This window comes from Streptomyces sp. APSN-46.1 (genome assembly GCF_022815725.1).
Taxonomy (GTDB): Bacteria; Actinomycetota; Actinomycetes; order Streptomycetales; family Streptomycetaceae; genus Streptomyces.
Map to the genome: position 1 here is coordinate 1 of NZ_JALGRF010000026.1, position 614 is coordinate 614.

The following is a 614-nucleotide window of genomic DNA, read 5'->3' on the forward strand; positions in this document are numbered from 1 at the left end:
GACGCCTGCAACACCATGAACACACTCACGCCACACTCACGCGCAAGCCCCACCACACCCCGATGCACCCCGGCATCGAACTGGGCCCGCAGTCCGTCACCACGGTAGGAACTCACATCCGGCCGAGGGCGATCCGTAGGGATGGCCACCTGTTCCGGAAGGTCGGCGAGAGCGGCCTTCCAGAAGTCGATCTGAGCGCTGAGCAGACTCTCCGGGTCGTCCTGCGACCCCAGCAGCTCCCGCTGCCACAACGTGTAATCCGCGTACTGAACAGGCAACGGCTCCCACGCGGGAACCTCACCCCGGCACCGCGCCGCATACGCCCGGGCCAGATCACGCGTCAACGGCCCCATCGACCAGCCATCACCCGCGATGTGATGCAGCACCAGCTGCACGACGTGCTGGTCGGGCGCCAGCCCGAACACGTGGACCCGTATCGGAAGCTCACGCTCCAGATCAAAACCTTGCCCTGCCGTGTCGCCCAGAAGGGCGTCCTCCCCACCCGGCGACACCTCGGTGACCGAGAATTCGGCCACGGCCTCGGCCGGGTCGAGGATCAGCTGGTGCGGCACACCGTCGACCTCGGGGAACACCGTACGCAGGCTCTCGTGCCG

1 protein-coding gene is annotated in these 614 nt (G+C 67.1%); it reads right to left on the reverse strand.

Annotated features, from left to right (window positions below):
- Positions 1 to 593, reverse strand: a 593-nt coding sequence (locus MTF65_RS30075) for a condensation domain-containing protein (protein WP_243632163.1), incomplete at its 3' end; no start/stop codon positions are given.
- Positions 594 to 614 lie beyond the last annotated feature (21 nt).